Annotated in this window: 23 protein-coding genes; 8 read left to right on the top strand and 15 right to left on the bottom strand. The window is 49.0% G+C overall.

The genetic code is table 11. The features are described 5' to 3' along the window. Positions 1–15: 15 nt before the first annotated feature. The gene (locus OIM03_04630; GenBank protein HJI73562.1) at positions 16–396 is read right to left on the bottom strand and encodes a hypothetical protein; all 381 of its coding nucleotides are present in this window, start codon (positions 394–396) and stop codon (positions 16–18) included. Between the two features lie 233 nt (positions 397–629). On the opposite strand from OIM03_04630, the gene OIM03_04625 reads away from it, so the two are divergent. After that, a complete protein-coding gene (locus OIM03_04625; GenBank protein HJI73561.1) occupies positions 630–1,175 on the top strand; it encodes a hypothetical protein in 546 nt (181 codons plus the stop codon). A gap of 287 nt (positions 1,176–1,462) precedes the next feature. On the opposite strand, the gene OIM03_04620 is transcribed toward OIM03_04625, so the two are convergent. Beyond that, complete coding sequence (locus OIM03_04620) at positions 1,463–3,985, bottom strand: ATP-binding cassette domain-containing protein (GenBank protein ID HJI73560.1); 2,523 nt, start codon at positions 3,983–3,985, stop codon at positions 1,463–1,465. A 122-nt stretch (positions 3,986–4,107) separates the two neighbouring features. Here OIM03_04620 and OIM03_04615 point away from each other — a divergent pair, with 122 nt between their 5' ends. Next, entirely contained in the window at positions 4,108–4,485 is a 378-nt protein-coding gene (locus OIM03_04615; protein ID HJI73559.1) for a winged helix-turn-helix transcriptional regulator, read from the top strand. A 542-nt stretch (positions 4,486–5,027) separates the two neighbouring features. Beyond that, positions 5,028–5,381 carry a hypothetical protein gene (locus OIM03_04610; GenBank protein ID HJI73558.1) on the top strand — a complete coding sequence of 118 codons (354 nt, stop codon included), beginning with the start codon at positions 5,028–5,030 and terminating at the stop codon, positions 5,379–5,381. A gap of 107 nt (positions 5,382–5,488) precedes the next feature. Here OIM03_04610 and OIM03_04605 read toward each other — a convergent pair whose 3' ends face one another. The 6 genes from OIM03_04605 to OIM03_04580 all read right to left on the bottom strand — a co-directional run bounded on the left by OIM03_04605 (position 5,489) and on the right by OIM03_04580 (position 12,102). Continuing rightward, complete coding sequence (locus OIM03_04605; protein HJI73557.1) at positions 5,489–5,941, bottom strand: SUF system NifU family Fe-S cluster assembly protein; 453 nt, start codon at positions 5,939–5,941, stop codon at positions 5,489–5,491. After that, on the bottom strand, positions 5,941–7,173 hold the full coding sequence (locus tag OIM03_04600; protein ID HJI73556.1) for a SufS family cysteine desulfurase: 1,233 nt from the start codon (positions 7,171–7,173) through the stop codon (positions 5,941–5,943). Before OIM03_04600 ends, OIM03_04605 begins: the two co-directional genes overlap by 1 nt. Next, positions 7,170–8,216 (bottom strand): SufD family Fe-S cluster assembly protein, encoded by a 1,047-nt coding sequence (locus OIM03_04595; GenBank protein HJI73555.1) that lies wholly within the window; start codon positions 8,214–8,216, stop codon positions 7,170–7,172. The genes OIM03_04600 and OIM03_04595 overlap by 4 nt, the downstream gene beginning before the upstream one ends. Positions 8,217–8,226: 10 nt before the next feature. Continuing rightward, a complete protein-coding gene (gene sufB, locus OIM03_04590; protein ID HJI73554.1) occupies positions 8,227–9,639 on the bottom strand; it encodes a Fe-S cluster assembly protein SufB in 1,413 nt (470 codons plus the stop codon). A gap of 2 nt (positions 9,640–9,641) precedes the next feature. Continuing rightward, entirely contained in the window at positions 9,642–10,385 is a 744-nt protein-coding gene (gene sufC / locus OIM03_04585) for a Fe-S cluster assembly ATPase SufC (GenBank protein HJI73553.1), read from the bottom strand. A 916-nt stretch (positions 10,386–11,301) separates the two neighbouring features. Further along, positions 11,302–12,102, bottom strand: a complete 801-nt coding sequence (locus tag OIM03_04580; GenBank protein ID HJI73552.1) for a basic amino acid ABC transporter substrate-binding protein — start codon at positions 12,100–12,102, stop codon at positions 11,302–11,304. 524 nt (positions 12,103–12,626) lie between these two features. Between OIM03_04580 and OIM03_04575 the strand changes: the two genes are divergently transcribed. From OIM03_04575 to OIM03_04560, 4 genes are read left to right on the top strand one after another with little or no spacing between them, the layout of a single operon-like run. Beyond that, complete coding sequence (locus OIM03_04575) at positions 12,627–13,202, top strand: DedA family protein (protein HJI73551.1); 576 nt, start codon at positions 12,627–12,629, stop codon at positions 13,200–13,202. A 25-nt stretch (positions 13,203–13,227) separates the two neighbouring features. After that, positions 13,228–14,838: a glycosyltransferase family 39 protein gene (locus tag OIM03_04570; GenBank protein HJI73550.1), complete on the top strand. Its 1,611-nt coding sequence runs from the start codon at positions 13,228–13,230 to the stop codon at positions 14,836–14,838. Positions 14,839–14,871: 33 nt separating this feature from the next. Continuing rightward, the gene (locus OIM03_04565) at positions 14,872–16,581 is read left to right on the top strand and encodes a glycosyltransferase family 39 protein (GenBank protein HJI73549.1); all 1,710 of its coding nucleotides are present in this window, start codon (positions 14,872–14,874) and stop codon (positions 16,579–16,581) included. Positions 16,582–16,627: 46 nt separating this feature from the next. Beyond that, positions 16,628–17,314, top strand: a complete 687-nt coding sequence (locus OIM03_04560; protein HJI73548.1) for a uracil-DNA glycosylase — start codon at positions 16,628–16,630, stop codon at positions 17,312–17,314. 45 nt (positions 17,315–17,359) lie between these two features. Here OIM03_04560 and OIM03_04555 read toward each other — a convergent pair whose 3' ends face one another. The 4 genes from OIM03_04555 to OIM03_04540 form a co-directional block, all read right to left on the bottom strand. Further along, the gene (locus OIM03_04555; protein ID HJI73547.1) at positions 17,360–17,770 is read right to left on the bottom strand and encodes a GtrA family protein; all 411 of its coding nucleotides are present in this window, start codon (positions 17,768–17,770) and stop codon (positions 17,360–17,362) included. A 38-nt stretch (positions 17,771–17,808) separates the two neighbouring features. Further along, positions 17,809–18,747 (bottom strand): glycosyltransferase family 2 protein, encoded by a 939-nt coding sequence (locus tag OIM03_04550; protein ID HJI73546.1) that lies wholly within the window; start codon positions 18,745–18,747, stop codon positions 17,809–17,811. A 118-nt stretch (positions 18,748–18,865) separates the two neighbouring features. Then, positions 18,866–19,426, bottom strand: a complete 561-nt coding sequence (locus OIM03_04545; protein HJI73545.1) for a hypothetical protein — start codon at positions 19,424–19,426, stop codon at positions 18,866–18,868. Between the two features lie 92 nt (positions 19,427–19,518). Beyond that, a complete protein-coding gene (locus tag OIM03_04540; GenBank protein ID HJI73544.1) occupies positions 19,519–20,460 on the bottom strand; it encodes a hypothetical protein in 942 nt (313 codons plus the stop codon). A gap of 91 nt (positions 20,461–20,551) precedes the next feature. On the opposite strand from OIM03_04540, the gene OIM03_04535 reads away from it, so the two are divergent. Next, entirely contained in the window at positions 20,552–20,821 is a 270-nt protein-coding gene (locus OIM03_04535) for a hypothetical protein (GenBank protein HJI73543.1), read from the top strand. 28 nt (positions 20,822–20,849) lie between these two features. On the opposite strand, the gene OIM03_04530 is transcribed toward OIM03_04535, so the two are convergent. The 3 genes from OIM03_04530 to trmB all read right to left on the bottom strand — a co-directional run bounded on the left by OIM03_04530 (position 20,850) and on the right by trmB (position 23,442). Beyond that, the gene (locus OIM03_04530) at positions 20,850–21,440 is read right to left on the bottom strand and encodes a hypothetical protein (GenBank protein HJI73542.1); all 591 of its coding nucleotides are present in this window, start codon (positions 21,438–21,440) and stop codon (positions 20,850–20,852) included. Positions 21,441–21,517: 77 nt separating this feature from the next. After that, a complete protein-coding gene (locus tag OIM03_04525) occupies positions 21,518–22,819 on the bottom strand; it encodes a putative lipid II flippase FtsW (GenBank protein HJI73541.1) in 1,302 nt (433 codons plus the stop codon). Continuing rightward, a complete protein-coding gene (gene trmB, locus OIM03_04520; GenBank protein HJI73540.1) occupies positions 22,783–23,442 on the bottom strand; it encodes a tRNA (guanosine(46)-N7)-methyltransferase TrmB in 660 nt (219 codons plus the stop codon). The genes OIM03_04525 and trmB overlap by 37 nt, the downstream gene beginning before the upstream one ends. Between the last annotated feature and the right edge of the window lies 1 nt (position 23,443).

Below are 23,443 nucleotides of genomic sequence, written 5' to 3'. Positions count from 1 at the left end.
AGCCCCTTTTTTCGTTTATAAAATTGTTGCCAGAAGGAAGAGAAGGATCAGGAGAAGCAGCATCTGCATGTTGTTTTTGCTTCTGACTTTCCTGTCTGTCACATGCACGCCCCAGTTCCATTTCGTGTAAAGGACAAGCGTGATCCAGAGCATGAAGGAAACAAGAGTGTATTTCAGGATGGAATCAGGCACAACGCCGGGAGCAAGCCCTCTTTCCGAAAGCGGTACCAGGACCAGCATGATGCAGACAAGGATTGTCAAAGGATAGAGGAATACCTTCGGCGCCTCCCTGACAATGAAAGCCTCTTCTTTTGTCATGCGGTAATGCAGAAGATATGTCTTGATAAACCAAAGGCATATGAAAATGGAAATAATATCGCCAAGGTAATTATTCATGAGCTGCTCCCCTCCAGTGTCTTGTATTATCTATTATTATCTGTCATCAGGCGCTGCATGACAAGCAGGATTATCTGTTTTACTGTTATCTTATCGATAGCTATAAAAATTTTGTGAGATAGCAGGTTTCCCGGCCCAATGATACACTTAAATACAAATAAAAATGGAATTTCCGGCTTTTCCTGCTTTTCCGGCTTTTCCTGCTTTTACCCGCCTTCAAAGGAGTGTGATTTATGAACCGCCTGCATCAATATGTTACCCGTTTGCTGCACCTGCCTTCTGACGCATCACGCTCTTTTGGGAAACTGCGCCTTGAAGAATCCATCGACCGTATGGATTCCTCCATCGAAACAGCACCAAAAGCAGAATGGATTCACGATGGAATGACAGACAGTGAAATCGTCAAGGCTGTCTATCACGGTACATTTCCCCTTCATATTCTTTCCCTTGATATCGACAGGAATATGGAGCTTACCTTCCATAATGAAAAGCTCTGGATTATTTCCTTTACAACGATCCCCGAACACTGGATGACCTACCGGCCTGCCAGAGACTACCTCATCCACGCTTTGACAAAGGGTCTCGGCGTCCGTCCCGGGCTGTCTGAAAAGCATCACCCTTTCTGGGTCAATGACGACGTCACTGCCGAAATCATCAGCGAGGAGAATGCCGACGGCTTATCGCAGCTGACACTGAAGATCGCATCCATGGACATCAGCATGGATGTCTGGAAAGAAAAACGTATCCGTGAAAGGCAGTTCTCCAAATCAGGATTATAAAGAGCAAAGAATATAAAAAGGGGATGTGACAAAATCCACCAAAACACTGTTTTTCTTTTCTCGAACGAAGTTCGGTTTAAGGGTGTTTGAGCTTGCCCCGTAGGGGGAGCTGGCGCCGGAGGCGACTGAGGAGGTTCATTTCCTTCGAGCGCAGCGAGGTTTTGAGGTTTTCAGATAACACAAATATATAAATGTGTTGGATAATCTTCTAATTGAATATACCAGCACAAAAGGAGCTGTAGCAAAATGATTGGACATTTTGTCACAGCTCCTCCTTTTTTATGCATTTACTTCAGGGGCCGGAGGTATTTCCCGGTGATGCTATCGGGAGATTCCGCGACTTCTTCCGGTGAACCGAAGGCAATAATGCGTCCGCCTTCCTCTCCGCCTCCCGGACCCATATCGATGATGTAATCGGCGTTCCGTATGACATCAAGATCATGCTCGATGACAATGAGCGTCGCACCGTGATCGACAAGTGCGCGGAATACGGAAAGCAGTGTCCTTACATCGAGAGGATGGAGTCCGATGGTCGGTTCATCAAAGATGAAGATCGTATCTTCCTGGGCGCGTCCCATTTCACTGGCCAGTTTGAGTCTCTGCGCTTCCCCGCCGGAAAGCCCCGGCGTTTCTTCTCCCAATGTCAGATACCCGAGGCCCAGTTCCTTCAAAACTTCGAGTCTTCGTTTGACGAGTTTCATGTCCTGGCAGAATCCGAGCGCATGATTCACATCCATATCCATCAGTTCAGGAAGAGATCTTGCTTCTCCCTTTTTATTCACAAGACGGATTTCTTCTGCTTCCTTCCCATAGCGCGAGCCATGGCAGGACGGGCAGGGAATCTCCACATCCGGCAGGAACTGTACATCAAGGCTGATGACGCCCGTCCCGTCACAGACCGGGCACCTGAGTTTTCCCGTATTGTAAGAGAAATCTCCTGCTTTGAAGCCTTTTTCTTTGGCATTCGTACTTCTGGCATAGATCTTCCTCAGCTCGTCATGGACATTTGCATAGGTGGCAACCGTCGATCGTACATTGATGCCAATCGGCGTGGAATCGATGAGTTTGACATTCTTTATGCCGGAAGGATCGATAGAAAGTACATGGCTGGGGAGCTTTTCTCCCCCAAGCGCCGCCGAAAGGCCGGGGATAAGACTCTCCAGCACCATGGTCGTCTTTCCAGAGCCGGACACGCCTGTCACAACCGTAAGCCTTCCCTTGGGGATTTCTGCCTCAAGCGGTTTTACTGTATGGATCGGCCCCATTTTCATCCGGATGCAGCCCTCACTGAAGATTTCTTCCCTGTGGATGATGGGAAATACACGGCGGGGATAATTTCCGGAAAGGAAACGGCCGATTTTCGACTTTGGATTTTTTCCGATTTCCTCGACAGTGCCTTCTGCAATGACATTTCCACCGTCAGAACCGGCATCCGGCCCCATTTCAACAATCCAGGATGCTTCTTTCAGTATCTGCGTATCATGATCGACAAGGGCAACGGAGTTCCCGTCGCTGACGAGGTCTTTCATGACACCGCAAAGCCCTTCGATATTCGAAGGATGGAGCCCGATCGATGGCTCATCCAGGACATAAAGGACGCCGGTCGTCCTGTTCCGGACAGCCCTTGCCAGCTGCATTCTCTGTCTCTCCCCCGTAGAGAGCGTGCTTCCTGCCCTGTCCAGCGAGAGATAGGACAGGCCAAGATCCATCAGCCTTTTTGCCGTCCTCATAAATGAGCCGCAGATGCTTTCAGCCATCGGACGCATTTCTTCCGGAAGGGAAGCGGGAACGCCCTTCACCCACTCTGTGATTTCGCCAAGTGTCATGCGGCATGCTTCATCGATTGAGATCCCGCGAAGATGCGGCTTCCTGGCGACTTCTGAAAACCGGCTCCCTTTGCAGTCAGGACATGTTTCTTCTTTCAGGAAACGGCTGACGCGCTTCATCCCCTTATCATCCTTGACCTTGGCCAGTGCATTTTCCACAGTATAGACAGCGCTGTAGTAAGTGAAGTCGAGCTCGCCCGCTTCATTGGATCCATTTTTCGGCCTGTAGAAGATATGCTTCTTGACTGCCGGACCGTCATAAACGATTTCCTTCTCTTTATCCGTGAGGTCCTTGAACGGGATATCTGTCCTGACGCCCATTGCACGGCAGACATCCGTCATAAGCGACCACATCAGTGTTTTCCATGGAGCAACGGCGCCATCGTCAATCGAAAGGTTCTCATCAGGTATGAGAGATGCGCGGTCGACCATGTGCACCATGCCGGTTCCTCCGCAGGTGCGGCAGGCCCCCTGGCTGTTGAAGGAGAGTTCTTCGGCCGAAGGCGCATGGAAATGAACGCCGCAGACGGGACATACGAGTTCCTTCCCTGCTGCCACATTCAAGGAGGGCTCTGCATAGTGCCCGTTGGGGCATTCATGGCTGGCCAGTCTTGAATACATGAGGCGAAGCCCGTTCAGAAGCTCCGTACCTGTACCGAAGGTAGAGCGGATGCCCGGCACCGCCGGCCTCTGGTGGAGTGCAAGGGCTGCCGGGATGTAGAGTACTTCATCTACATCTGCTCTTGCTGCCTGCGTCATGCGCCTTCTTGTATAAGTAGAAAGTGCCTCCAGATATCTCCCGGACCCTTCTGCATAGAGGACGCCGAGTGCCAGTGATGATTTGCCTGATCCGGATACCCCTGCGATGCCCGTGATCTTTCCCAAGGGGATATCCACGTTTATATTTTTAAGATTATGGACGCGCGCCCCTCTGACTTCTATATGAGAAGGTGCGCCCCCTGTTCTCTCATATTGTTTGTCCATACTTTCACAACCCTTATCTTTTTTACTGCATTTGACATTTCACTATATAAAAAATATACTATATCCAAAATTTAAATCAAGTACGGAAACTGCACCTGCCCGTCAAACAAAGGAGAACGTCCATGGAATATATGACATATGAAGAATATCTCGTCAATGTGAAAAAAGGAATCGTGACCGATCTCGGGCACTGCCCTGTCACCCCGCTCCTCCTGATGCTGCAGGGTAAGTGGAAAGCCCAGATTCTTTATGAACTCTGCATCCATGATACGGCACGCTTCGGACTTTTGAAGCGGGTGCTCAAGGGAATTACGAATGCATCCCTTACGAAGGCGCTCCGCGAACTGGAATCCGATGGTCTCATCAAAAGAGAACAATTCAATGAAATCCCGCCCCATGTAGAGTACTCTCTCACAGAAAAAGGAAACGATCTTCAACCCATTTTTTATGAAATCATGAAATGGGGCTTCCATTACGATAGCGACGGAAATGCCATATAATAATGCCATATAATATTTGATCACCCCTGCATCTATTTCTCTGCAGGGGATTTTCTTTATATAATGATTCTTCCAGGTAAAGTATTCTCCTTTTAAGATTTCTCATTATATTTATTTTATATACTAATTTTAGTCAAACATTTTACCTATCTTTATCTCATTATATTCACACAGCAAAATAATCATTATTATTTTCTAATAATTGACTCAAGTTCATTTATTTTCTATGAAAATTTAAATAAAATTCTCTTTGAATTCTTAACTTTAAACTGAGTTATCGAACACAATCTCGTGCCTGTTATGATATAATTAAAGTATAGAAAGATGTATTTAAATCATAATCAGCCGTTCGATGGATTGATACGGATGGATTCATCTGCAGCGGATGAAATAGATCTCCCATGAAAGGAGGTATCCTATAGAACATCCTTCCGCTTCCCTTGCCCCGTTTCCTTTCCGGTCCGCGGCCGGAGAGGAACAATGCCGCCTCGGAAGGCGATTCCTTCCTGTGAAGAATAAATAAGAACACCCAACTGTTTTCCGTGGAAAGGAGCGCTCGCCATGCCTCTTACGCCGTATTGAGTCTCGTTCTTTTATTCCTCGGCCACTCTACGCTGGCCGGAATTACTGGTCTGATTTTTGCCCTTCTGTTTCTGGCAGGATTCCGTCACGAAAAACGAATCCTTGTCTTATGGGCCGTCATGACCGGTTTCGCGCTTGCGTTCTTCGTGCCGCCTGGTCTTTTCCTTCCGATCCGTATTGGGATTGCGTCTTCGATCGCCATGCTGGTGACTACGCTTGTCATGCTCACACTGATCCCTCTTTCCATGGCCTACAATGGCATTTTCAATAAGATCCGTGAGTTCATGCTACCTGATAATCACAGCTTCCTGTAATCAGCGCACCTGCGGCATGATTCAGGCTCCTTTGCCGCCGCAAAGTCACGGCTCGCAATGCAGTGAAAAAGCCCGCCTCCATTTGGGAGAGCGGGCTTTTAGTATGCTTATTTCTGCTCAGAGAGCTGTTTTTCAATGCGTGTGAGCGCCATTTCCAGTGTATGCCACCCAAGGGTTGCGCACTTGACTCTGACAGGCATTTTAGAAATATCCTTCAGCGTGATGGCTGCTTCAAGTTCTTCGAGGCTTTCATCATCAGTCACCTTGCCGCGGATCATATCGAGGAAAAGGCGGCAGAGGCGGATTCCTTCTTCAACGGTTCTCCCCTGAAGAAGTTCTGCCATCATGGCGGTGGAAGCCTGGCTGATGGCGCAGCCTGTACCAGTATAGGCGAGATCCTTGATCACGCCGTCTTCAATTTTCACTTCGATATCGATATCATCGCCGCAGCTTGGATTATGTCCATGTTCGTGCACGGTCGGATTTTCGATCTTGCGTTTGTTTGTCTTGTCTTTATTGTATTCCAGAATCAGATCTGTATACAGCTGTTTCAGTTCCATCAGTCGTCATACCCCATGACTTTACGCACGTCCTTCAGTTTATCGAGGAAGTAGTCGACTTCTTCTTCCGTGTTGTAGAAATAGAAGCTTGCGCGGCAGGATGCATTGACACCAAGGTAATGATGCAGCGGTTCTGCGCAGTGATGGCCTGTGCGGATGCAGATGCCTTCTGCAGACATGATCTGGGCTACGTCATGCGGATGGACACCTTCTACTTCAAAAGCGATGAGGCCTTCTTTTTCTTCCGGGTTCTTCGGTCCGATGATCTGGATGAACGGCAGTTTCTTCATGCCTTCCAGGCATCTGGTGACGAGCTTTCTTTCCTGCGCGCGGATATCATCATATCCGATGGCTTGAATGTACTTGATGGCTGCGACAAGTCCGACAGCACCTTCTACATACTGCGTGCCTGCTTCAAACTTGGCCGGAAGTTCTGCAAAGGTCGTCGTCTGTTCTTCTACGGTTTCAATCATGTCGCCGCCCATGAGGAACGGTTCCATTTCATCAAGGAGTTCTTCCTTGGCATAGAGAACGCCGATGCCGCCCATGGAGCACATCTTGTGTCCGGAGAAAGCGAAGAAATCGCAGTCGAGGTCCTGCACGTCGATCTGCTTGTGCGGTGTGGACTGTGCGCCGTCAAGGACGACGACAGCGCCATGCGCATGCGCTCTTTCTATCAGCGGTTTCGGATCGAATTCAACGCCGAGCACATTGGATACCTGGGCAAATGCCAGAATCTTCACTCTCGGATCGTCGATCTTCTTGAGCTCTTCTTCCGGGAAATGGCCGGTTTCCTTGTCGATATAGATGTAGTCAAGAACAGCGCCGGTCTTTTCGGCAGCTCTCTGCCAGGTAACAAGGTTGGAATGGTGTTCCGCAATCGTGATGAGGATATGGTCGCCCTTCTTCAGGTGTGTCTCGCCATAGGAGCGGGATACGAGATTCAGGGATTCTGTCGTGTTTCTGGTATAAATGATTTCTTTTTCGCTTCTTGCATGGATGAAGTCACGGACGACTTCCTTGGAAGTATCGTAAGCTTCTGATGCGGAAATAGCAAAAATATGCGCGCCTCTGTGCGGATTGCCATTCTGGTGAGTGACGTAATCCACAACGGCATTGACGACGGGAAGCGGCCTCTGGGTGGTCGCACCGTTATCAAAGTATACGATCTGATGACCGTTGACCTTGGTTTCCAGTATCGGGAAATCTTTTCTGATTAAGTCTAAGTTCATTTTATCTCCTTGGAATCCAGTTTCTTTCTGACTTCTTCAATCACTTCATCATGCAGCGAGCTGTCCATGCTGTCGATGATCGGACGGATCAGCGCTTCCACGACGATTCTTCTTGCCTCTTCCAGCGAAAAGCCGCGTGTCATGAGGAAGTAAATTGTATTGGCATCGAGCTGTCCTGCGCTGGATGCGTGATTCCCCACAACGTCGTCTTCGGTGCAGAGCAGAAGCGGCAGGGAAATATTCTTGGTATGGGGATCGAGCTGGATGGCATAGTCGCCTTCATCGCCGACAGATCCGCTGCATCCCTTCTTGAAATTCAATGTGCCCCTGAAAATCTTCTTGGCTGTATCAGCCAGTGCGCCCTTGATATCGATCTCAGCATTCGTCTTCTTGCCGATATGGTCGATGTGGCAGAAGAAGTCGAGGTGCTGGTCGCCTCTTACTGCATAGACAGCCTTTTCCAGCATCGTGGACTTATCGCCTTCGAGCTTGCCGTAGCTGTGGACGATGACATTCTGTCCGCCAAGTTCAGCAGCCAGGAATACGGCCTTTGCCTTTCTGGCAAGGTGGGTATGTCTCTGGTCATAGATGGTCGCATGCGTCAGACCCTTTTCCATACGGGAAACGCTGAGGTTTGCGCCTTCCTTCAGGTCATAATACGCAGCAATGAGGCAGGTATCGGACGGCGCTTCGCCTTCGATTCTCCATACGAGGGAAAGCTTTGCTTCCTCGCCGAGATAGAATACGAACTGGCCTGCAAAGTCAGGATGCGCTTCATCTGCCTTGAGTGTAATCGTAAGTGATGTTTCAGCATGAGCCGGAACAGTGATGGTATAACGTCTGCCGTCTGCAGCCGCTTTTACGGTTTCTTTGGATGCCCCGTTGAAGTCTTCCGGAAGCTCTCCCCCTTCTTTGACATATGTCATGTCGGAGAAGACCGGTTCGCCTGATTTCTTCGGCGCCTCGAACTGCATCGGGGTATCGTTGGTATGAAGGTACCGGTACGTAAGAAGCGGCAGTCGGTTGACTCTGATTTCTTCCATATGGTCCTCCTTATCCTATAGCGCCTTCGAATTCAAGATCGATGAGGCGGTTCATTTCTACAGCATATTCCAAAGGCAGTTCCTTTGAAATCGGTTCAGCAAATCCGCGGACGAGCATGGCCTTTGCGTCTTCTTCAGAAAGGCCGCGGCTCATGAGGTAGTAAATATCATCATCCGGGATGCGGCCGATCTTAGCTTCATGACCAAGATCGATGTCATCATTTTCAATGATGATGTCCGGGATTGTGTCGGATCTGGATTCATTATCCAGCATCAGGGATTCGCAGCTGATAGTGCCCTTCGTCCCCTTTGCTTCCGGCCCGATGTAAACGACGCCGCGGTAAATCGCAGTGCCGCCTGCTTTGGAAATGGATTTGGAGTTGATATTGATGGAAGTGCCCTTTCCAAGAGCTTCCACCTTGGAACCAGTATCGAGGAACTGACCCTTGCCGGCGAACGTGATGCCTGTGAAATCACAGGTGGAATGATCGCCCTTGAGGATGGTATCCGGATAGAGGCAGGATGTATGGGAGCCGAAGGAACCGGATACCCAGATCATGTGTCCGTCTTCTTCAATGATGGACTTCTTGGTATTCAGGTTGTACATGTTCTTCGACCAGTTTTCAATCGTGCTGTAGCGCAGCGTTGCGCCCTTCTTGACGTAGAGCTCGACAGCTCCGGCGTGAAGGTTTGCCACGTTGTATCTTGGAGCCGAGCAGCCTTCGATGAAATGGCAGTCAGCGCCTTCTTCAATGATGATCAGAGTATGTTCGAACTGACCTGCGCCAGGCGCATTGAGGCGGAAATAACTCTGCAGCGGCATGCGTACGTGAACGCCCTTTGGAACGTAAACGAAAGAGCCGCCGGACCACACAGCATAGTGCAGTGCAGCAAATTTATGATAATTCGGAGTGATGAGCTTTCCGAAATACGGTTTGATCAGATCAGGGTATTCCTTGACAGCGGTTTCGAAGTCAACGTAAATGACACCCTGTTCTTCCAGTTCCTTCTGGATATTATGATAAACGACTTCAGAGTCATACTGCGCTCCGACGCCGGCAAGAGATTTCTTTTCTGCTTCAGGAATGCCAAGACGGTCGAATGTGTCCCTGATATTCTGCGGCAGGTCTTCCCATTTTGCCTTCATGTCCGTCTTCGGGCGGATGTAGGTATCGATATGATCCATATCAAGCTCGGAAATATCAGGAGCCCATTCCGGGAAGTCCATATGATTGTATATTTCAAGAGCCTGCAGGCGCTTTTCAAGCATCCATTCCGGTTCTTCCTTCTTGGCTGAAATTTCACGGATGACTTCTTCAGTCAGCCCGTTGTCAGCCTTGTAGGAGTACTCCACCTTGTCCTTGATGTCGTAAATGCTTCGATTGATGTCATCGACCTGGCTCTTCTTCTTTTCTTCAGCCATGATCACACCTCGCTGCGGTATGCGTCAAAGCCGTTGGTCTCGATTTCGTCCACCAGTTCCGGACCGCCTTCCTTGACGATCTTGCCGTCGATGAGGACGTGGACAAATTCCGGTGTGATGAACTTCAGGATCTGGTTCAGATGGGTAATGATCAGAAGTGAATTATTTTCATTGTGGTATTCGGAAATATTGCGGGAAACGATGCGGACAGCATCGACGTCCAGACCGGAGTCTGTTTCATCAAGCATGGCCAGCTTCGGATCCAGGATGCGCATCTGAAGGATTTCACTCTTCTTTCTTTCGCCGCCGGAGAAGCCGTCATTCAGGTAACGTTCTGCATAGGACGGATCCATAGCCAGATCTTCCATTCTGGATTTCATGAGACGCTTGAAAGGGAAGAGTCTCTGCTGCTTTCCGGAAATCGTTGTCTTGGCTGTACGAATGAAGTTTTCAGTCGTAATGCCGGCAACGGAAATCGGATTCTGGAAAGAAAGGAAAACGCCGAGCTTGGCTCTCTTATCGACAGACAGTTCTGTAATATCCTGTCCTTCAAAGAAAATACGGCCTTCAGTAATTGTATAAACAGGGTTCCCCATGATGGCATGCAGAAGCGTAGACTTGCCTGCGCCGTTGATGCCCATAATCACATGGACTTCTCCCTTGTTTACAGTCAGGTTGATTCCATGAAGGAGTTCTTTCTTGCCTACTGAAACGTGAAGATTTTCCACGCGGAGTAATTCGGTCATTCTATCACCTCATATATTGTAATCTGTATACGTCAGAGAATGTATACAATCAAAATCTTATTCCATTTTATATTATTTATGTGTAGCTGTAAATATATGAAATTTTTTCGATTTGTCTGCTACCTCTCTCTTATTCCTGATTTCGGGCTTTTTCTGCCCTATCTTCCTTATATATGGATTTATCAAGAACAAATTCAGGAAACGCATACTACATATAGTATATCACAAGGGGATACCATCCCCAAAAAAGCAAAATAAAACCGCAAACCCGCGCCCTATACATGGAGAGCGTCTGCTTGCGGTTTTCAATTTCCGTTCACGGGAAGAAGAATTGCTTCCTCCCCTGACCGCATCTGGCACGCGGGGCCCGCAGGCACGCCGCTTGCCGAAAGCTGTCACAGCCAATCATTCCGGCTTTGTCTGTTTCCCAGACATATTTGTACCGCTTGTCCTGCCGAGGGACACCGGCCATCCGCCTCCATAGAGCGCAGATGATTATTTATCCTCTGTTGTAATAGGGACCGCCGCAGAAACTTCTTCTGCCGTTCCCGTTAGGACCGTAAGGACCGCAGGGGTACTGACTCTGATCCTGAGAAGACTGCACCTCTGAACTGTATGCACCAGGTCCGTAGCAATAAGGACCATAGGTCTCTGCCCAGACAGTATAACCTCCTGCAAGAACAAGGATACCTGCTAAAGCGGCCAAAATTTTGGACTTCAATGCAGCATCTCCTTTCTCTGGAATATACCCGGCGGTGATCATTCACCACTGTTCCTATTATACCATCCTCATCCAGCATGTATATACGCAAGACTTAAACAATGCTTAAAGAAAAGATGAACAGCACCTCTAAACTGTTTTATCCATACAAAAAGAGCAGGAGTTCCTGCTCTCTTTGGGTCATTATCTTTGTAATTATTTGGAAGCCGGCTTTCCGAACCATTTTTCATAAATCTTGTCGTATGTGCCGTTTGCTTTCAGTTCCTTCAGCGCTTTGTTGACGCCTTCCTGAAGCTGCTTGTTGTCTTTCTTGAATGCGAATACCATTCCGGAACCGTCTTTCTGTGTTCCAACGATCTTCAGATCCTTGCCTGCACCCTGTTTCAGGTAGTACATGGCAACCGGCTGATCGATTACGACAGCATCAAGCGTATTTGCCTGCAGTTCCATCCATGCCTGAGAATTGGAATCGAGCTGCTTGACTTCAGCAGCCTTGGCTTCCTGAGCCAGTTTGACCTGGTAAGTGCCTACCTGAGCGCCTACATTCTTTCCTGCAAGATCAGCCCAGTCATTGATCGTGGTATTGTCTTTTCTGACAACGATGCAGTAGCCGTTATCCTTGAAGTATACGTCAGAGAAAGCGACCTGCTTAGCTCTTTCCGGTGTAGCATCAAGGCCGGCAGCGATCATGTCGATCTGTCCGGACTGGACAGCCGGAATCAGTGCATCAAAGCCCATGCTCTTGAATTCCATCTTGCTGCCCATCTGTTTAATGAGTGCGTCAGCCAGATCAAGATCAAAGCCTACATATTTATCATCCTCTGTAAATTCGAACGGAGGGAATGTTGTTTCGGAACCAACGCGGATAACAGCAGGAATTCCGCCCTTTCCAGAAGCAGAATTCGATTTGGAATCTCCGCCGCCGCATCCTGCAGCGAGCATAACTGCGGAAGCAGCTCCGACAGCCAACAGAATTTTTAACTTTTTACCCAGCATATGTTTCATCTCCACAAATGACAACTTACAAATGAAAAAAGGAATCTGCATGAAATCTCACTGCAGATACGGAAAAGATCTTCATCCGGTGTATTTCTCCACCCCATCCGGCTGGAATATCCTTTTCCATACATAACTTAATGCATATTTTATCAACTTTATACATTCCTGTCAATAAAAATACTGATTATTCTGTATATGACTGCATATATATTATTTCATTATATAATAGGAGAGTGAAAAAGCCGCCTTTGAATAAAATGAATACTCGGCTGCGGGGAAAGAATCCTCTCTCTTCTCGCCGCCTCTTTGCCCGGTGGATTTCCGTTTTCGTTGACCCCTGCCCGCTGTCATGTTATATTTGAAAGTGCAAATACTCTGAAGACTATGCAAGGCAAAAAATTTTAGAGAATTTAGATATTGTTTATGTATTGTATAAGTTTTTACCTTACTCTTTAGGCAGGGGATTCTTCAAGATATTTCTGCTTCCTCCCCGCCGCGTCGTTTATACACAAAGGACTTCTATGGACATCATCATCAACTTCCTCTATGACTGGGGATACCTCGCTCTCTTCATCTGTATGGCTCTTGAAAACATGAATGTTCCGATTCCCAGTGAAATCATTCTGGGCTTTGCCGGATTTCTTGTTTCTCAGGAAATTTTCTCGTTCTGGCCTACCATTGCCATTGGGACGGCTGCCGGCATTGCTGGTTCCGTCGCTTCCTACTACATGGGCTATAAAGGCGGACGCGGACTCATATTGAAACATACTGCCAAAGGCGGCCTTACTGCAAGAAAAATGATTGCCGCCAAAGACTGGTTTGAAATATACGGCGGAATCGCCATTTTCACAGGCCGCCTCCTTCCGGGCGTCCGCACGTTCATTTCTCTTCCTGCCGGGATTGCCCAGTATCCGATGCCTGAATTCATCGGCCTTACGATTCTGGGAACGGTTCCCTGGACGATTTTCCTCGTATACGCTGGATCCGTCCTCGGCCACAACTGGCAGAAAATCCTGGACTACAAGCTGGAAATCGCACTCGTCTGCGTCGTCATTTCCATTGCAGTCGCCCTTGGATTCCATTTATATTCGAAATGAAAACAGAAAGCAAGCAAAGATACCCATGAAAACATATAGAAACTGCATCCTCCTTTTCCTTTTCTGCCTTTTTCTTTACGGCACATTTTCCGGACTGATTCCGCTTCTGGACCCGGATGAACCCGTTTATGGCGAAACGGCCAAGGAGATGCTGGCGACAGGAGACTGGATATCCCCGCGCATCTACGGCGAGTTTTGGTATGACAAACCGCCGCTTTTCTATTGGCTGGAAGCCATTTCCTTTTCGATTTTCGGCGTCTCTACCTGGGCCGCCAGACTTCCTTCCGTCCTTTTAGGCGCGCTGACGCCCTGCTACCTCTTCCTCTCCTCCCGCCGCTTCCTGGGCGAAAGAGCCGCCCTTCGCGCCGGCTTCATCTGCGCCACATCGCTAGAGATCATCGTCCTTGCCAGAAGCTCGGTCACGGACATGCTCCTCTGCCTCACACTGACCGTTGCGCTCATGTCATTCCTGAGAAAAGAATATGCAGCCGCGTATATCGCGTGCGGGCTAGCACTTTTGACGAAGGGCCCTGTCGGATTCGGATTCCCGGCCCTGATTGTCGGTCTCTGGCTCATTTTTTCGCGCCAGTTTGACATCAAGCACATTATGGGACTTAAATGGTACTGGGGCATCCCGCTTGCCTGCCTCGTCGGTCTTCCCTGGTACATCGAAATGGGCATGCTTCACGGAGATGCTTTCATCGATACATTCCTGGGCTACCATAATATCACGCGCTTCGTGGCTCCTGAGCACGCAGGGCAGAACCATTACTGGCTCTATATCGTCGTCGTGCTGGCGGGCTTCTATCCATGGAGCGGAACACTTCCGGGACTTTTGAAAAGCTTCCGTGAATGGAGAAAAGACAAGGTCATGCTCTACTTCATCGTATGGGCGCTTTTCATCTTCCTTTTCTTCTCCGTATCCTCCACGCAGCTCTTCTCCTACATCCTTCCGATGTTCCCTCCGCTTGCCGTCCTTTCTTCCGCTTATCTTGCGCGGATTGAAGAGACCGGGCATGTTTCCAAAGCCTTCATCATCTGCCATGTCGTCTTTGCACTGATTACGGCCGGCGCCGTTGCTTTTGTCCCCTTCTCTCCGGAAGGCGGACCCGTCGTCCACTACGCTATCGCAGGACTCATGGTCCTTGCCGCTTTCTTCTCGGCAAGCCGCCTCATGAAGGGAAGATTCCATGCCTTCTTCATGACGCAGGCTGCTTTGATCCTGGTTTTCGTCCTTTCCGTCTGGGGCGCTTTTGAAAAGCCGGTCTCCGATCTTTTCACCTCAAGAGCCATTGCAGAAAAAACAGCTTCTGAATCACTCGATTCCAATATCCCTCTTTATATCGATCCCTTCTACCGCCCGTCCTTTGCTTTCTATGAGGACCTGTACGGAAAGGCGCTTCCTGACTTCGACAAGAGGAAGCAGCAGGTTGATGAAAAGAACAAGGAAAACGGCGTCCTGCTTCCGGGACTTGAAGAACCTGCCCGCCTGCCGGATCAGGCTTATATACTGATTCAGAAAAAGCTTTACAAGAACTGGCCGGATGAGGAAAAGAAGGATCTCACACTCATCTGGGAAAAAGATACAGCTTACCTCTTCCGCAAAGGAAATGGCGAAGGTTCTTTGCAGAAGTAATCACATTTCACTTCATTCAGGGAGGAATCCATTTTGAGCACGAAACGACAGAAAAAAGAAAAGAAGGAAAAAGCAAGGCAGGAAGCGTTCTCGACTTCCCATGTGACAGAGAAGTCTTTGGGATTCATCTTCATCCTTGCCTTTGCATTCCTGCTCTGGGGATCCTGGGGTCTCCCCATTACCGACCCCGTCGAATCCAATTATGCGCTGACGGCTAAGGAAATGGTCATGTCCGGCAACTGGATGTCCCCGCAGATTTACGGCATTTACTGGTATGACAAGCCGATCATGGTTTACTGGCTGCTTTCCATCAGCTATTCCATCCTGGGCTTCACGGATCTCGCAGCAAGGCTCCCCTCTGCCTTCTGCGGAGCACTTTCCGTCATGCTCCTTACCTGGTACGTAAGACGGATCCTCAAGGATAATATTGCAGCCATCTGGGCAGGGCTCATGCTGGCGCTTTCCTTTGAATTCTGGATCATCTCCCATGCCATCATCACGGACAGCATCCTTCTTCTCTTTACGATTCCGACCCTTCTTTCCGCCTACATCGGCGTCATGGAAGGAAGCAGGAAGCATCTGATCATTGCTTATGCTGCTGCCGGCTTTGCCTGCCTTACCAAAGGGCCTGTCGGGCTTGTCCTTCCGGGCATCCTTCTTGTCCTCTGGTGCCTTTCCATGAAAGAGCCGAAGAAGATTCTTTCCCTCTTCCCCATCACGGGCATCCTTGCTTTCCTTGTCGTCGTCCTTCCCTGGTACGGCGGCATGTATGCCATTCATGGAAGCGACTTCGTTTCCCAGTTCCTCGGCCTGCACAATATAGCAAGAGCCACCGTTTCCGAGCATCCGGAAGACAATCACTGGTACTACTACCTTGTCATCTTCCCGGCCGCTCTCCTTCCCTGGACCGGAATGACGATTTATGAAGCCGTCAAACAGTGGAAAGAAAAGACCCCGTTCTACCGTTTCCTCATGGTCTGGATGATCGGCACGATCCTTTTCTACACCCTTATGGCGACAAAGTATGTGACCTACACTTATATTTCCATCGTTCCCGCCATTATTCTTTCCGCCATGTGCGCGCTCCGCGTGCGTGAAGGGGAAAAAGCATCGAGCCTCTGCGCCTACGGCGGTTTCTTCTTCCTGATTGCCGCTCTTGTGGCAGGCACCATTTACATCAAGGAAGGCAGCTGGCTTCTTTTCTACGCTGTCATCCTTTACGCCATCTGGGAACTCATCCTCCGCTGGAAAAAGAGCAGCGGCCGCCGTCTGACGGTTATTTCCGCCGTTACCGCTTCGGCTTACCTCTTCATCATCATGGAAGGACTCCCTAACTACCTTCCGTCGCGTTCCATCATGGATTCAGCCAATGATATCCATGATGCGCCAGGCATCCATTACTTCTTCCATTCCTACCCGGCCGGCTATACGTACTATACCGGGGAAACTGGCACCCGCCTTGTTCCTTCTCTTCCTGATGAAGAAAAGAGAAGCGCTCTCTGGAATGAAAAGTATGTCATGCCGTCCGAGTCTGATGAAGACTTCGCCAAGGAATACAAAGACTCCGGCAAGTCCGTCTACCTCTTTGTCTCCAAGAGCGACATGAAGTACTTCAAAGAATGGCCTATGAAAGATGATTTCACAAAGGATAAGGACCTTCCAAGAGGAACACTTTACCATTTGAATGATGAACCGGATGCAGCGGGCGAAACAGCGCCCCTCTCCCCGGCTGAAGAAAACTGATAAGGCCGGCTTATGCCGGCTTTTCTTTTAGACGAAAGGAACTGCCATGACTATCGATGCATTCATTAAGAGCCTTGCTTCCTACGAGGGAGCGCTCACCTTCAATCCCTGGAAAGATACGGACCTTCGTTATGAAGTGGAAAATGCGCCATCCATCAGGAAAGAGCAGCTTCACGACTACCTCTCCCGCCGCGTTGGGAAGGCAAAGCTTCTTCTGATCGCTGAGGCATGCGGTTATCAGGGCGGACACTTCACAGGGATCGCCATGACATGCGAGCGCATGATATTAAACGAGCATCCTGCAGTGAACAGCCTCATGATCCTAGGAAAAGATGGAAAACGGACAAGCAGGAAAGACTCTCCTATGATTACAAAGCCCACACAGAAGGAAAAAGGATTCAATGAACCGACCGATTCCGTCGTATGGAAAGCATGCCTCGACGCCGGCCTTGCCGCCGATGAGTTCATCTTATGGAATATCTATCCTTTCCATCCTCATAAGAAGGATGACCTCCTTTCCAACAGGACGCCGACAGATGATGAACTTGCCATCGGGCTCTCCTACACAAAAGAGCTCCTTTCCCTTACCGGATCCCTTCCCCTTCTTGCCATAGGAAAGAAAAGCGAGAGCACGCTCCTGGATGCAGGCTTCTCCGTCAAAGGACTCCGCCATCCCGCTAACGGCGGTGCTAACATCTTCAGAAACCAGCTTGCCGATTTCTTCAGGAAATAAAAAGAACCTCCCTCCGATCGCGGAGAGAGGTTCTTTGTTGTTTTATCAATGGTGCAGGATGAAGCGTTTGGTGAAGTAGTTCCAGATCATGACGATGGCCGAAGCGATGACTTTGGCAAACATGTACCAGATGCCGACAAGATCGATGAAAATCCACATAGTCACCTGATTGATGCCAAGTCCCATAAGGGATGTCACGACGAAGAGGACCACCTGCGAGCGGCTCTGATGCTCGGCATGGAAGACGAAGTTGACGCAGAGAAAGTAGTTCAATATGAGCGAGATTGTGAAGGCGATCGGCGCTGAATACAACGGAGGAAGGCCGCCATACTCTGTCAGTGTGTAAAGAAGAACGTATTCGAGTACAAAGCATCCGCCGCCCACAAGGAGAAAGCGGAAGACTTCCCAGAATCGTTCTTCGGATGGAAAGTATTTCAATATCAGTTTCTTAATCATAGTGCTCCTGGATTTTTATTATTTCCCTATGGGATGACTTACTTCTTCAGCATCATCTGGATGATATTCATCTGGATCTCGAGATTTTTCCTGCTGTTCTTCACTTCCGTATCAAGGACAAGACCTATCCCAAGCGCCACAACGGCAGATACCATGAAGAATCCTGATGTGACAAGCGTTGGAAGTTTGGGCACAAGTCCCGTCATTACGTATTCATGGAATACGGGGATAAAAAGAAGAAGGGCGATCAGGGCAAGGATGAGTGATGCCATCGTGAAAAAACGGAGCGGCCTGTAATCCTTGTAAAGAAGGAAAATCGTGCGGAGTACCCTGATCCCGTCGCGGAAGGTGTGGAGCTTGCTGACGCTCCCTTCCGGTCTGTCCCTGTATGATACGGGAAGGTTTCGGATAAGAAGGTTCTTATCCAGCGCATGAATCGTCATTTCCGTTTCAATTTCAAATCCTTTGGAAAGGATCGGGAACGTCTTGACGAACATGGTGGAAAAAGCACGATAGCCGGTCATGACGTCCTTGATGTCATGGCTGTTTTTGCCCCAGAACATATTGATGAAGCGGCGGACAACCACATTTCCTGAATTATGGAAGGGCCGCTTGTTTTCTTCAAAGTAACTGGAGGAAAGGCGGTCACCCACGACCATATCCGCCTGCCCCGAAAGAACCATATCCGCCATTTCGCGGGCGCATTCTGCGGGATATGTATCATCCCCGTCCGTCATGATGTAGCATTCTGCATCGATATCACGGAACATGGAACGGATGACGTTCCCCTTTCCCTGGCGGTATTCCTTCCTGACGACGGCTCCTGCCTCTCTGGCAATAGCAGCTGTATCATCCGTTGAATTGTTGTCATATACATAAATGACGGCTTCCGGGAGTTCCCTTTTGAAATCCGTCACGACTTTCCTGATTGTCAAAGCTTCGTTCCAGCACGGAATGAGCACAGCTATGCGGTCCATCGATTATCCTCCGATATTTATACGCTGTCCTCTATTTTACATCATTTGCCTGCTTTTTTCAGCGGAAACTATCCTGCAAATAGAAAAGACGCCCACAGGGGCGCCTGTTTCATTAAAATTAGAATGGCATATCATGGTGGATGGAAGAAGCATCGTCCGTTCCAAAGACGTGTTCCGTCACATCGATGAAGTACCCTGAAAGAAGGGATTCGAAATCCTTTTCTTTCATGTTTTCTCCCATGAAGGAGAAAGCGTATCCGCCTTCAGTCCAGTGTGCGGCAAAAGATTTATCCGAAAGTTTAGCCACGGAAACAACCGTCGAGCCGATTTCGATATCCTTCCACTTTCCTGTATAGACGCCGCTGATATCGGTATCCGGATTCTCTCCTGTCAGGCGGGAAGAACGGATTGTCAGCTGTTCGCCAAGATCGCCGCTGTAACGGACATCCGCCAGACCTTCTCCTATGGAAAGGAAATGTTCTGTCTTGTATCCTGCAATACGCGGCAGGAAAAGCGGCTCAAAGCCGACTGCTTCGCGAAGCTTATTGTACGATGCATATTCCACAATCGGGCTTGGCAGCGAGACATTTTCACTGCTGTAGGCTTTGACACCCGCCGCTGGCAGTAATAAAGCCAGTGCCAGTGCAGCTGATGCCCATGCCATTTTCGTTTTGTTCATAGTAAGATCCCTCTTTCCGGGCAATACCCCGTTTTCGCCCATTATACTACTTTTCCCGATATGCAACAAATAACGAAAAACGATTGCAGGAATTATAACCCCTTTTTCATGGCCTTCATCTGAATTTTGATTTCTTCCTTTGGGATTCCGGGGCCCTTGCCAAAGAGCTCATGCGTCACATAGGAAGGCTCTGCCGCTTCCACGATCCGTGCGGCTGCTTCTGTCCTGAAAGGCTCATGACGGTCGATGGATGAAATATGGCAGCTGATGATTTCAGGCGTGATTTCCGCAGGAATATTCTCAGCAGCCTTTTTCCTGTACTCTCCTGAAATCGAGCAGGAAAGGTGCATGCCAAGAATCAGATCCTTCATGGAGCCCAGGTTCTTGATCACCTTCGTCACATAATCTGCACCATCCTTCTCATCCCTGATATCGGGATTCGTATTCATCAGGTGTCCGGTATCAAGCAGAAGTCCAACATTTGCGTCACCCAGGAGGGAAAAGAAATAATCCACATTCTCCGGGGAAAGCGCATTGAGCCCGGGCCAGAAAATATTTTCAAAAAGAACGGTGACATTGGGCGGCAGGACGTCCTTCACCAAACTGTAGATCCTTGCCGTTTCGAAAAGGACTTCCCTATCCGTGTAATGGAATTTCCCCGTCCAGGCCTCTCTTGCCATGCAGTCGGCCACGTGCCAGACGACGTATTTGGGCTCTTCCCTGGCGGCCGCTCTCAGATTTCCCCGGATTGTTTCCAGCCACTCTTCCGGTGTTTCTCCCCCATAGTAAGAAATCAGGGAATCCCTGGTCGGAAATTCTTCCTCGAAAAGTTCCCTTCTCCCCAGCCAGAAGTTCATCCAGTCAGGCCAGTAATTGAGGTGGCACCCAATGGTGGATTCCTTTCCGGGAAGATCTCTTGATTTTGTCCCGTACACAAGATTTTCTATCCCGTCAAGGCCAAGACTATCTGTCATCGCCCTGATTCTCTCTTCTGTATCATCATCCATGACATAGTAGCTCATGAGCTGTTTCATAAGGGCCCTCCTTTCTTTCTGACCGGGCTTTCCGATTCCCAATTGAACTTCCCATTTCATTTTGCTATGATTAATAAAAGAGGTGATTCCCATGGGAAAATCTGAAAGCTCAAAAAAAGCGATTGCGATGACGATCATTACAGCTCTCGTCACACGCGCATTGAAGAAGAAAAATGATAAAAAGCACGAACTCGTCACGGCTGACTCCAAGGAGTTGACAGAAAAGGATCTATGGAGACCGCTGCAGCCGATCGGGACTATTTATTTTCTGACACATCCGAAGAAGGCTGTCTACTTCTTCCTCCTGCAGAAATCGCTGATGTTCTCATGGCGCCTGGCAAGAAAATATCTTAAAGACTGAATCCAAAAGGACCGGAAACGGTCCTTTTTTAGTGTCCCATATAATAATGGCGGGCAAGGTCTGCCGCACCAAGAAGCGTACCTGCCTTTCCGCCGGCAAAAAGGATGAGCGATGCATATAAAAGCACCTGCTCTTTTTCTATCCCTTCATCTTTTTCCGCTTGAGAAAATTTCTCTTCCCTGCTGCGTTTTGGAAATGCAAGATCATCCGCTGAAAAGATTGTGGATCCCGTATCTCCCTTTCTTGCAAAAGAGAGAAGATTGACTCCCGAAAGAGAAATACCACCGTCATCCCGTCCATAGAGGGAAAAGCCGTCCCTTCCCATCCGGGATGAAAAGAGGGCTGTCTTCCCGCATTCTTCTTCGGAACGGACAATCCACAGAGCTGCCCTGCAGCGGAAAACTTCCCGCAGGTAGTACGGCCTTTCATCACCGGCCGGTACGAGGAAGACAGACAGTCCCGATTTTTCAGAAATCATAGCTGCCTTCTTCAGGATAGCAGAAAGCACTTCGCCTGCCGGATAATAAACGGCCAAATCTGCCCAGGGCGTCCCCTTAGGATTTTTATTAAAGTAAGCAAGAAGGCTTCCCAGTGTTTCTTCTCTCCAATCCATTTCCATGATTTCCTCCGTAAAAAAAGGCGGCATTGCCGCCTTCATCCATCATAGTCAGCCGACTCCGGAACCATTCATTACTGTCAGAAAAGATTCACTCCATCCATCGCCTGTATCCGCTTTTTTCGTACTTCCCGTTCGGTGTTTTCAATGCTCTGCACAGCAGTTCCGTAAATCAGGCCGACAGAGCAGATATTCGTCAAAAGGGATGTGCCGCCAAAGGAAATGAAAGGCAGCGGGACGCCTGTAACAGGGAATGATCCGAGAACCATTGCCATATTGATGAGCCCCTGCAGCGAGATCATGAGCGTCAGTCCATAGACCACGAAGGCTGAGTAGGAATCCTTCAGACGCCTTGCCGTGGCAAATCCCAGAAGCAGGAATGCCATGAAAAGGAGCATGACGATAATTCCGCCGATGAATCCCATTTCCTGGCAGAATACCGCATAGGCGAAGTCTGTATACTGCTCGGGAAGATAAAGGAATTTGGCAAATCCTTTGCCTATTCCCTGTCCGAAAAACCCGCCGGAGCCGACAGCAATCAGACTCTGCACGGTCTGATACCCCTTGCCGGCTGCATCAGAGAACGGATCCCAGAGCACGAAAAGCCTGTCCCTCCTGTACGCTGAACTGAGAGCCAGGAGAAGTCCGAGCGTACTGATTCCTGCGCCGCCCAAAAGAATTTCAATGGCAGGAAGCCCCGCAATGATATAAAGGAGGCATGGCAGGAGCAGGATGATGGCTGCCGTGCCCATGTCCGGCTGCTTCATGACAAGAGCTGCCATGACAAGCGGCGCTGCCAATGGCGAAATGTATGTCAGAAGCTGGCTGAACGTGTACTTCTTGTTTTTCTTCCTCTTAGAGCCTGATGCAAAGAGGAAAATACTGACGAATATGCCGATAATAGCACGGAAGACCTGCGGAATAAGGGCGATTTTCTCGCCTGCATCCACTTTTTTTGCAAGATAAGAAGAGGCCCATATGATTCCTGTCACCTTGGCAAATTCAGATGGCTGCAGCGACACCGGCCCAAGCTGGATCCAGCGGGTCGCGCCGTTGACATTCTTCCCGGCTACGATGACAAGGCAGAGCAAGAGCACCGTCCCGATGACCCAGACCAGCGCTCCTTTGCGCACGAGCTTGATGGGAAGCCTCGTCAGCACGAATGCTGTAATTACGCTGATTGAGAGGAACAGAAGATGTCTTGCCAAGTGGGAGTACGTGCTGTCCCCCGATATGATATTCATGTACTGAGTTGAGCTGTAGATATTCACAGTCCCGATGCAGATCAGAATTACCGTGACAGCAACCAGCCCCAATAATTCAGGTGGTGTATATCGCGAAACTTCTAATTTGACTTGGGACGTCTCGCTACGAGACGACATACTGGATTCCCCTTCCTGGAAAATTTCTCCTCGTACTCCGTCTCTACATCGCCTGGCACGGGAGCCTGATGCAGATCATAGGTCACGTCGGATAATTTCCATCCCATCTCTGTGAATTCCTCGATGGAAAAATCAAAAAGATCCTTATTGTCAGTCTTGAAACGGATTTCCCCGTCTTCTTTGAGGATGAGGGCATAGCGTTTCAGGAAATCGCGGTATGTCAGTCTTCTCTTGGCATGGCGTTTCTTCGGCCATGGATCGCTGAAGTTCAGGTAAATCACCTCAACCTCCCCCGGTGCGAATATATCAAGAATTTCACTGACATCCCCAAGGATCAAACGTACATTGTCAAGCGGCGGTTCTTTCTCCGCTACTTTCTTTGCGGCATAGTAAATGACGCCTTCCTGCACTTCCATGCCGATGTAATTGACATCTCTGTGAATGTCAGCCATTCCGGAGATGAACTGGCCCTTTCCTGTACCAAATTCCACATGGATCGGCTTTTCCGGATGCGCAAACTGCGTGCTCCATTTGCCTTTCAGATCTTTTGGTTCTTCCAGGAAAAGAATGGAAGTGTACTGCTTAATGGATTCTTCAATCCAGGGCTTTCTGCGAAGTCTCATA

It is taken from the genome of Veillonellaceae bacterium, from assembly GCA_025992895.1.
In the GTDB taxonomy this organism is placed as follows: domain Bacteria; phylum Bacillota; class Negativicutes; order Veillonellales; family Dialisteraceae; genus Dialister.
Note: the sequence above shows the minus strand (reverse complement) of the source record. Positions and strands in the feature narration are given on the sequence as shown.

What these genes read in the sequence shown, in the direction of transcription:
- OIM03_04630 (HJI73562.1), bottom strand. Translation starts at nt 396, where the DNA reads ATGAATAATTACCTTGGCGATATTATTTCCATTTTCATATGCCTTTGG.
- OIM03_04625 (HJI73561.1), top strand. Translation starts at nt 630, where the DNA reads ATGAACCGCCTGCATCAATATGTTACCCGTTTGCTGCACCTGCCTTCT.
- OIM03_04620 (HJI73560.1), bottom strand. Translation starts at nt 3,985, where the DNA reads ATGGACAAACAATATGAGAGAACAGGGGGCGCACCTTCTCATATAGAA.
- OIM03_04615 (HJI73559.1), top strand. Translation starts at nt 4,108, where the DNA reads ATGGAATATATGACATATGAAGAATATCTCGTCAATGTGAAAAAAGGA.
- OIM03_04605 (HJI73557.1), bottom strand. Translation starts at nt 5,941, where the DNA reads ATGGAACTGAAACAGCTGTATACAGATCTGATTCTGGAATACAATAAA.
- OIM03_04600 (HJI73556.1), bottom strand. Translation starts at nt 7,173, where the DNA reads ATGAACTTAGACTTAATCAGAAAAGATTTCCCGATACTGGAAACCAAG.
- OIM03_04595 (HJI73555.1), bottom strand. Translation starts at nt 8,216, where the DNA reads ATGGAAGAAATCAGAGTCAACCGACTGCCGCTTCTTACGTACCGGTAC.
- sufB (HJI73554.1), bottom strand. Translation starts at nt 9,639, where the DNA reads ATGGCTGAAGAAAAGAAGAAGAGCCAGGTCGATGACATCAATCGAAGC.
- sufC (HJI73553.1), bottom strand. Translation starts at nt 10,385, where the DNA reads ATGACCGAATTACTCCGCGTGGAAAATCTTCACGTTTCAGTAGGCAAG.
- OIM03_04580 (HJI73552.1), bottom strand. Translation starts at nt 12,102, where the DNA reads ATGCTGGGTAAAAAGTTAAAAATTCTGTTGGCTGTCGGAGCTGCTTCC.
- OIM03_04575 (HJI73551.1), top strand. Translation starts at nt 12,627, where the DNA reads ATGGACATCATCATCAACTTCCTCTATGACTGGGGATACCTCGCTCTC.
- OIM03_04570 (HJI73550.1), top strand. Translation starts at nt 13,228, where the DNA reads ATGAAAACATATAGAAACTGCATCCTCCTTTTCCTTTTCTGCCTTTTT.
- OIM03_04560 (HJI73548.1), top strand. Translation starts at nt 16,628, where the DNA reads ATGACTATCGATGCATTCATTAAGAGCCTTGCTTCCTACGAGGGAGCG.
- OIM03_04555 (HJI73547.1), bottom strand. Translation starts at nt 17,770, where the DNA reads ATGATTAAGAAACTGATATTGAAATACTTTCCATCCGAAGAACGATTC.
- OIM03_04550 (HJI73546.1), bottom strand. Translation starts at nt 18,747, where the DNA reads ATGGACCGCATAGCTGTGCTCATTCCGTGCTGGAACGAAGCTTTGACA.
- OIM03_04545 (HJI73545.1), bottom strand. Translation starts at nt 19,426, where the DNA reads ATGAACAAAACGAAAATGGCATGGGCATCAGCTGCACTGGCACTGGCT.
- OIM03_04540 (HJI73544.1), bottom strand. Translation starts at nt 20,460, where the DNA reads ATGAAACAGCTCATGAGCTACTATGTCATGGATGATGATACAGAAGAG.
- OIM03_04535 (HJI73543.1), top strand. Translation starts at nt 20,552, where the DNA reads ATGGGAAAATCTGAAAGCTCAAAAAAAGCGATTGCGATGACGATCATT.
- OIM03_04530 (HJI73542.1), bottom strand. Translation starts at nt 21,440, where the DNA reads ATGGAAATGGATTGGAGAGAAGAAACACTGGGAAGCCTTCTTGCTTAC.
- OIM03_04525 (HJI73541.1), bottom strand. Translation starts at nt 22,819, where the DNA reads ATGTCGTCTCGTAGCGAGACGTCCCAAGTCAAATTAGAAGTTTCGCGA.
- trmB (HJI73540.1), bottom strand. Translation starts at nt 23,442, where the DNA reads ATGAGACTTCGCAGAAAGCCCTGGATTGAAGAATCCATTAAGCAGTAC.